The 8,728-nt window shown below is 37.6% G+C and carries 6 protein-coding genes; 2 read left to right on the forward strand and 4 right to left on the reverse strand.

The features are described 5' to 3' along the window. From H7254_RS15575 to pheS, 3 genes are all read right to left on the reverse strand, one after another. Nucleotides 1-441 (reverse strand): glycine zipper domain-containing protein (locus H7254_RS15575; RefSeq protein WP_301933837.1); only part of this gene is annotated, 441 nt, incomplete at its 3' end. 17 nt (nt 442-458) lie between these two features. Continuing rightward, nucleotides 459-947, reverse strand: coding sequence for a lipocalin family protein (locus H7254_RS15580; protein ID WP_301933838.1), 489 nt, complete (start codon nt 945-947; stop codon nt 459-461). Between the two features lie 247 nt (nt 948-1,194). Further along, nucleotides 1,195-2,226 carry a phenylalanine--tRNA ligase subunit alpha gene (gene pheS, locus H7254_RS15585; protein ID WP_301933839.1) on the reverse strand — a complete coding sequence of 344 codons (1,032 nt, stop codon included), beginning with the start codon at nt 2,224-2,226 and terminating at the stop codon, nt 1,195-1,197. A 203-nt stretch (nt 2,227-2,429) separates the two neighbouring features. Between pheS and H7254_RS15590 the strand changes: the two genes are divergently transcribed. After that, nucleotides 2,430-3,557, forward strand: coding sequence for a formimidoylglutamase (locus H7254_RS15590; RefSeq protein WP_301933840.1), 1,128 nt, complete (start codon nt 2,430-2,432; stop codon nt 3,555-3,557). 494 nt (nt 3,558-4,051) lie between these two features. On the opposite strand, the gene H7254_RS15595 is transcribed toward H7254_RS15590, so the two are convergent. After that, nucleotides 4,052-5,323, reverse strand: a complete 1,272-nt coding sequence (locus tag H7254_RS15595; RefSeq protein WP_301933841.1) for an acyltransferase — start codon at nt 5,321-5,323, stop codon at nt 4,052-4,054. 441 nt (nt 5,324-5,764) lie between these two features. Here H7254_RS15595 and H7254_RS15600 point away from each other — a divergent pair. Beyond that, nucleotides 5,765-8,728: TonB-dependent receptor (locus H7254_RS15600; protein WP_301933842.1), on the forward strand; the 2,964-nt coding region annotated here is incomplete at its 3' end.

The raw sequence follows: 8,728 nt of genomic DNA on the forward strand, positions 1-8,728 counted from the left end.
GTAATTATTAAATATTTTTACCAACTTAGCCAAAGCCAGTCTTGAATTGGCGGAGATATTAAATTGATTGGTACCAAAGAAAACACCTGCTGCAGAACCATCCGGATTCTTTTCATCAAAAGTTACATTGATGCCTTCTTCTGCCCTTGTTACTTTTGCGCCCGGCACTTCCGTTTTAATCGCTTCGGCCTGCCTGTCCATTTTATCGCCGATTAATCCGCCTGCCACACCGCCTATAACCGCACCTATCAGGGCACCTAAAACAGTATTACTTTTCTTACCAACATTATTACCAATAATACTGCCAACTGCAGCACCACCGGCTGCGCCCACCGCAGCGCCTTTTTGCTTACTATTCATTTTTTTAGTACTGTTACAAGCTGGCAAAATAAAAATGACCGACGCCATTAACACCACAAAATATCCATTTACTTTTTTCATTGCGGGAGTTTTTTAATTTACTTTTTTACAAAATTATACACATATGTTGCTGGCTTTCCTTCAAAACTGATATGCGATTTCAGCTGCATCGTATTATCAGTTAAGCCGGCAATTTCCAGACGAAACCCTTCATCATTATCCATCGCATTTTTTTTATCATCCAACCTTTTAAACTGAAATTGTTTTATTGCTCCCCTGGGTTCAAAAATTGACCATCTTATCAAACGGCTTACAGAACTGCATTCCTTGCCGCTTGCATTAATATTATAATTGCCCATACTATTGTTCGATATAAAATTCCACGAGCTTCCTACAAAACAATTGAAGGGGGCTTCATTGAAAATGGTTGCAGTAACCTTGCCGTTGATCCCTTCTGTAGTGATGGTTTGCAGCAGCCAGTTGCCATTAATTTGTTTCTTTAAACCTCTTGCCTCTTTTGATACCGAACAGGAATAGATGGTCATTAGCAAAAAAAATCCTGTTGCAATTTTTTTCAAATTTCGCATAGATTATTTATTTCTTTTTTTGAAAAAGGCAATTTGAATGCCACAAAGAATAACAACTGCATCATTGAATTAAAGCGGAAAAGAAAAACATAGGTTGAGGAACTTATTCTACGATTGCAATGCAGAAATGACCAGGAAGTGTTTACATGTTTTATCCATAAAACTGCCGGTCTTTTAAACCGGCAGTTTTTATCATGCAAATTGAAGTAGTTATTAAATCTCATTTCATTGGAAGAAATGATTACTATCACACTGCAGCGGTAAATTGTTTTAAAAACCGGACATCATTTTCACTAAATAATCGCAGGTCTTTTATCTGATACTTTAGCATGGTAATTCTTTCTACCCCCATACCAAATGCAAAGCCAGTGTACTTATTAGAATCTATACCACAGTTGTCCAATAAATTAGGATGCGCCATTCCGCAACCTAAAATTTCTACCCAACCAGTATACTTGCAAACATTACAACCAGTTCCGCCACAAATTAAGCAACTGATATCCATCTCTGCACTGGGTTCTGTAAAAGGAAAATAACTTGGTCTGAAACGTATCTTCACGTCTTTACCAAACATTTCCTGCACAAAAAAATACAAGGTTTGTTTAAGATCGGCAAACGATACATTTTCTGCAATGTATAAACCTTCAACCTGGTGAAAAAAACAATGTGCCCTTGCACTGATCGTTTCATTGCGGTACACACGGCCGGGACAAATAATTCTTATCGGTAATTTTCCTTTTTCCATTTCCCTTACCTGTACACTGGATGTATGCGTACGTAATAACCAGTCTGGATTTTGATTGATGTAAAAAGTATCCTGCATATCGCGGGCAGGATGATTTTCAGGTAGATTGAGCGCTGTAAAATTATGCCAGTCATCTTCAATTTCAGGCCCTTCAGCCACGGCAAAACCCAGCCGCTGAAAGATAGAAACAATGCGGTTGCGCACCAAACTAATGGGATGGCGACTGCCCAACGGCAATGCATCTGCCGGTAAAGAAAGATCAGCTTCATCGGCCGAAGCCTGCCCGTCTTTGCTGGTGGAAGCTTTCAACGTTTCATACTTAGCTTCTGCAAAAACTTTAAACTCATTCATTACCTGGCCAAATGCCCTTTTATTTTCAGGCGTAACATTTTTCATTTCGCCCATTAGTTCTTTCACTAAGCCCTTGGTACCTAAATATTTTATGCGAAAGGTTTCTGCTGCCTCACTATTGGGTGCAATAAAATTGTTGATGTCTGTCTTGTATTGATCAATTGTCAATAATAAATTATCCATGCCGCAAAAATAAGGAAATGTCCGCAAGCACATAGTAGCAGGCTTCAATTAACTCCCCGTCCGGAAGGACGGGGCAATTCAAGGACAAGGCAATTGAAGGACGGGGCAATTTACTTATGGGCGGCAATTCAAATTCGGGTAACTCATAACTCATCATTCATAACTCATAACTATTTAATAAGTTTGCTGCAAATTATAAACGCATGTACGACCTGCACGATTTTTTATTACCCATCAATATCCACAGTTTAAATGACGATAAAGGATATAATGACGGACAGTTAGCAAAACATATATTGATTAATGAAGGCGAAATACCGGACCTGGAAACCGCCGATATTGTACTGGTGGGCGTAGGCGAATCAAGGGGTAGCGGCGTATTTGATGCATGCAACGATGCGCCGGATATTATCCGCAAACAATTTTTTCAGTTGCATTACTGGCATAAGGATATCATCATTGCTGACGTGGGAAATATAAAAACCGGCGCTACACTAAACGATAGTTACGCTGCCATTACTACAGTGTTGGCAGAATTGTTAAGCCTTAATAAAACAGTCGTGCTGCTGGGCGGATCTCACGATGTTACATTGGCGCAATATTTTGCTTACCGTAAATTGCAAAAAGTAACAGAAGCCACCTGCATTGATGCTACCATTGATTTGCGGGGAGAAAGCGCCTTAAGAAGTGAAAATTTTTTACTCGAAATGCTCACCAGCGAACCCAACCTGGTAAAGCATTACAACCACCTTGGTTTTCAAAGTTACCTGGTACATCCCCGCATGCTGGAAACAATGGACAAGCTGCGCTTTGACTGCTACAGGGTAGGAAAAGTGAAGGAAAACATTGAAGAAATGGAACCTGTTTTACGCAATACCAATTTACTGAGTTTTGATATTAATGCCATAAAAAACAGTGATGCACCTGCCAACGAATGCTGCCCCAATGGATTGAGCGGCGAAGAAGCGTGTATGCTTACCCGTTATGCCGGCATGAGCAGCAACATGAGCAGTTTTGGTATTTACGGCTACCAGCCACGGTCGGATATTCATGAATTAACTGCTAAGCAAATTGCACAAATGTTGTGGTATTTTGTTGATGGAAAAAGCCGCAGCAAGCAGGAAGCATTGTTGCAGGATACTACTAATTTTAATGAGTACCATACTGTATTTGCTGAAGTGGATACCCGTTTTTTACAAAGCCGGAAGACCGGCCGCTGGTGGATGCAACTGCCTGACAAAACCATTATAGCCTGCAGTTACAACGATTACCTGAGTGCCAGCCGCAACGAAATACCCGAGCGCTGGTTAAGAACACAGGAAAGAAATTAAATTAGAAATGATTATACAAATTTTTAAGAATAGCACAAATTACTTATCATATTTACCAATCCGTGTAATCAGTTTTAATGAGTGTTATAAATAAATAATCCGTGCAATAAGATGAACAATAATACCGGCAACCAAAACAGAATTCTGCACATCATTCACTCCCAGGTAGCTGATTAACTGTTTACACCAGTGATGTACAACAGCGATAATTTTTTTGCAGAACAAACCGTATTGATTTTAAGCAAACAACGCTGAGTCAACATGGTAGCTTTTCAGCCGTCAAATATTAAATTTACCGATTTTGGAATTTTTTTTAGTGCTTAATTCGTAGAGGTATACAGGTAAAAAATTGTATTGCTCCAGCAGGGATACTTTTAATTTTGCAGTACATTGACTGGTAGTACAAATAAAGCAATGACTAAACATAAAATTATTTTTAAAAAAACTCAATATTTAACTGGGTACTTTTTTCTGCATTGTGAGTTAACTAAATATCAGATATGGAATACTGATTTTAATTTCAAAAAAGGGATTTCTATCAACTTAGAAGAAACGATAGCTACGGCTACCACCAAAACTGAATAAATAATAAAATAAACTCCTTGTAAACTTATAATATTTTGGAAAAGGGATATGCCTTTTTGATGACTGGCAAAAAAAGAAGGGTATTGAAACTGCACATATCCATAGCCAAAATCATATGACTTCCAAAAAACAACCGGCACCACCAAATGGTATAAATAAATTCCGTAACTAATCTGGCCCAGGTAAATCACCACTTTGTTTTGCAGAAATCTTCCGGTAAAATGTTTATATCCGATAACAGCTCCTTCTATAATTTTAAAAGAAACCATGGAAAATAATAATTTATTCAGCACAAATGAAAAATAGTAGGATTGGGTAATTATTATCAATACGCCAAAAGGTAATCCTGCATACAATACAAGATTAAAATATTTGTTTATAGCATGCTTTTCCTTCTCTGGTGCTTTGTATTTATAAGCCAAAAGACCCCCCACAGCAAATGCGTCTACACAATATTGTGTCAGTATATCCTGTGGAATACCTTGGGCCGGATAATAACAGACGGCTCTTAAAATAACACTGGTAATAATGATGGTTACAAATGTTTTTAAAAGATGCCGGTTAGGAATAAAAATAATCAGTATCGGCCATATAAGGTAAAACTGTTCCTCTACTGCCAATGTCCAGATGTGGGCTGTTACAGCGGGGTACACATGGCTCTGGAATATATGGTAGTTTGCGAGGTATGAAAAATACATACCGGCATTATTTCTCACTTCATTTCCAATGGTGGGTAAAAGCAATAACAGGAAAAGAAAAAAATAATACGCTGGAAATATTCTAATGGTACGGCGTAAAAGAAAAATCCCGATGGCCTTAAATCTTGAGGTGCCAAGTCGGCAGCTTTTTTCTTTTGCGTTAAACAATATCCGGGTAATCAGATAGCTGCTGAGCACAAAGAAAAAATTAACCAAAGCGCCGAAAAAATAACTCACTTTTATATCATTTACAACGGGTAGCCAATGATAACAAACCACAGATAATACAGCACAAAAACGAAGACCATCCATTTGTGGGTTATACTTTAATACCTGTATAGAATTAGTAGAATATTTTGTGATCACATTGGTAGGATTGGAAGTTTTTTGTTGTGTTGCACTGTTATCAAAAAAGCCTTTTAAGTGTTTAGCCCAAACGGTAAAATGCAGGTTATATTGTTTTGTGGCTTCCGCTTGATTCATTCGGGCAATATAATGGTGCATCAATATATTATTATGAAAATGGGAATATTGAAAGTGAGGGCCACTATGAACACGGCTTAAAAAATGGAGAATGGAGAAATTATAACAAGAAAGAAAAAATGATTTTTAAAAGCGAGTATAACTTAAATGAAAATGTAACCAAAGAAGTTTATCAATAATCATCAAAAACACTATTTGATTTTTTCTTAATTTTCACTATGATTTCTTAAATTTTTTAACTGCTGGATTGTTAAAAGGCGTTCATGGAGTTACCAACGAAAACCATCACTGCTTCCTAATTTATTTTTCACATTTCCATTAACATCTTATAACGTTTTTGCTACAAATGCATCAATAATTACTAATTCGTTAACGTTAAAATAACATAAAGTACACATTGTCTTAACATTCAGTTCCTCTCTTTGCAGAAATTTAACAATTATGAAGAAAGGGTTATTAATGTGGTTATCAGGATTATTGGTTTTACTGTCCTTTAACAGTTTTGCACAGGAAACAGTTTCATCTTTAAGTGGTAACATAAAAGATGAAAAAGGTAGTATTATTCAGGGAGCTACTGTATCATTGTTACATGTTCCTACAGGAGCCGTAACCAAAACACAAACCAATAAAAAAGGAATATTTAGTATTGCCAATTTAAAACCAGGTGGCCCGTATACAATTACTATCACCTTTGTAGGTTTTAAAGAAGAAAAGGCAGAAGATGTTAATCTTACGCTGGGTAATAACCCGGATTTAAATGTGGTAATGAAGTTGAGCACAGGAAGCCTGGAGGCCGTAACCATAACATCTACAAAAAAAAGTAATAGCGGGGTAAGCATCGGCAGGGTGCAGATGAATACCTTGCCAACCATTGGCAGAAGCCTGGCTGATTTTACAAGGCTTACACCTCAATCAAATAATAACTCTTTTGCAGGCACCAATTTCAGATATAACAATTTAACTGTTGATGGTGCTATCAATAACGATGCTATCGGTTTTAGTAATTCTGCAGGTGGTATTAGCGGTGGTGGCCAGTCGGGTGCTGCAGGTGCAGGTACCCGTACCAATCCTTACAGTATTGATGTAATACAGGAAGTGCAGGTACAATTATCTCCCTTTGATGTTAAGCTGGGAAATTTTACCGGGGGATCTGTTAACGCAGTTACAAAAAGTGGCACCAACACTATTCATGGATCCGTATATGGTTATGGCAGAAACCAGGGTTTGATGGGGAAAAGTGCAGATGGATTAAAAACAAAAATTGGTTCAGATTTTCATGATTACCAATATGGTGCTACCCTTAGCGGCCCCATTGTAAAAAACAAAGCTTTCTTTATTGTAAACTTCGAACAAACCCGTCGCCAGGAACCTACTTTTTATAACGCAGGCGACCGAGGCGCAGCCATTAGCCTGGCCGATGCAGCAAGTATTTACAACAGGTTAAAAACCCAGTACAATTATGATGCAGGATCGTACGACGGGCCATATAAAATTTTTACCAATAGCGATAAATTATTTGCACGGTTAGATTTTAAAGTAAGTAACAAAAGTACTTTAACCGTAAGGGGAATATATACCAATGGTGTAGGAAATAACTTGGAGCGTACCTCTACCAATTTTCAATTCGGTTCAACCGACTTTACACAACATACAAAGAATATTAACCTTACCTCTGAGTTAAAGACTAATTTCTCTAACAGCCTTAGCAACCAGTTAAGCGTAAGTTATATCAACGTGCATGAATACAGGGATTTTCCCGGAGTACTTTCTCCTTTTATGGACATTGGCGGTGGTTTAGCCTGGGCAGGTACCTGGCGTGAAGCTTCTATTTACAATATGAAGCAAAAAACAATTGAAGTAAGCGATAATGTTACGCTTACAAAGGGTATTCATAAATTTACTTTTGGTACGCACAATGAATTTTATAACCTCACTTACGGTTTTGTAAATTCATGGAATGGCCGTTGGGAATATAAATCAGTTCCCGATTTTTTGGCTGATAAACCAAACAGAATTCGTGGAGCTTATTCCAACGACCCAAAATATCCAAACACAAGAGAAGACCTCTATAACAATCCGCCAAACCCTTATCATGTAAACCTGATGAGTGTTTATGCACAGGATGAAATTTCGTTAAACAATAATTTCAAACTGACAGGTGGTTTTAGAATTGACTATCCGTTTTTGGGAAACCAGGTTCCGGTAGATAAAGATTTTGCAACTGCAAAAAATAATACCTCCAACCTAACTTATAGCAATACACCCTTTAACCAATTGAATAATAAATGGCTGGGTGTACCAACAGTTTCACCTAGGGTTGGATTTAGCTGGAATGTTAAAGGTGATCAAAGTCTCGTTGTAAGAGGTGGTACAGGAATTTTTGTAGGAAGAATGCCTTTTGCTTGGTTAGGTTATGCTGAAACTTTATCTGGCGGCGTTTATAATAATATTGATTTCAAGCCAAGTACAACTAATACAGTGGGCGGTAATGTCACCATTCCGCTGGCAATAAACCCACTTAATTTACAGGACACTATTAATGCCCATGCGCTTCCTGGAGCAAATGCTACTACTACAAGAGAAGTAGATGTAATTGACAATCATTTTAAATTGCCCACAGTTTGGCGTTCAAATATTGCCGTGGACATTAAGTTTGGTAAAGGATATAAGTTAACGTTGGATGCCTTGTACACCAAAACTTTGTATGATGTAAAATTTCAGCAGATCAATATTAAGGATAGTGTACAATATTTTACATCAGGCCCTTCTCAATCGCCTGTGTATGTTGGTGGCAAATTAAATTCACAGTATTCTAATGTTTATTTATTGAGTAACACCACAAAAGGGTACCGATATAATTTAACTGCCCAGATAACTAAAAATTCTAATTTTAGTAAATTAGGTTACCACAGAATTAGTATGAACTGGAGTGCTGCTTATACCTACGGCATGAGTAAGGATTTGAGTAATGGTATCCGTAACTCATTCCAGTCTAATTTTGAAGTGAACCCTGCTTTAGTTGCAAATAATCCACAATTATCGTATTCTAATTTTGATTTGCGTAACAGGATAGTAGCTACGATGGGCGTTAACCTGGAGTGGAACAAAACCAACATGACAACATTGTCTTTCTTTTATGCAGGCCAGTCAGGAAGTCCTTATTCAGTGGTATATAACTCAGGTGGTGCTCCATTTGGGAATGCTGCAAATACGAACCTGCCTTATATTCCCAAAGATCAAAGCGATATTAGGCTGGCTGATTATACAAGAAATGGACAGTTATATACAGCAGCCCAACAATGGACTGATTTAAACAATTTAATTACAGGCGATAAATATTTAAACTCAAGAAGAGGTCAGTATGCAGAAAGAAATGGTTTAAGAACACCGTGGAATCATGATGTA

This window comes from Ferruginibacter sp. (assembly GCF_014377975.1).
Classification (GTDB): domain Bacteria; phylum Bacteroidota; class Bacteroidia; order Chitinophagales; family Chitinophagaceae; genus Ferruginibacter.

Excerpts from the sequence above, each read along its gene's own strand:
- H7254_RS15590 (WP_301933840.1), top strand. The coding sequence starts at position 2,430 with ATGTACGACCTGCACGATTTTTTATTACCCATCAATATCCACAGTTTA.
- H7254_RS15580 (WP_301933838.1), bottom strand. The coding sequence starts at position 947 with ATGCGAAATTTGAAAAAAATTGCAACAGGATTTTTTTTGCTAATGACC.
- pheS (WP_301933839.1), bottom strand. The coding sequence starts at position 2,226 with ATGGATAATTTATTATTGACAATTGATCAATACAAGACAGACATCAAC.
- H7254_RS15595 (WP_301933841.1), bottom strand. The coding sequence starts at position 5,323 with ATGAATCAAGCGGAAGCCACAAAACAATATAACCTGCATTTTACCGTT.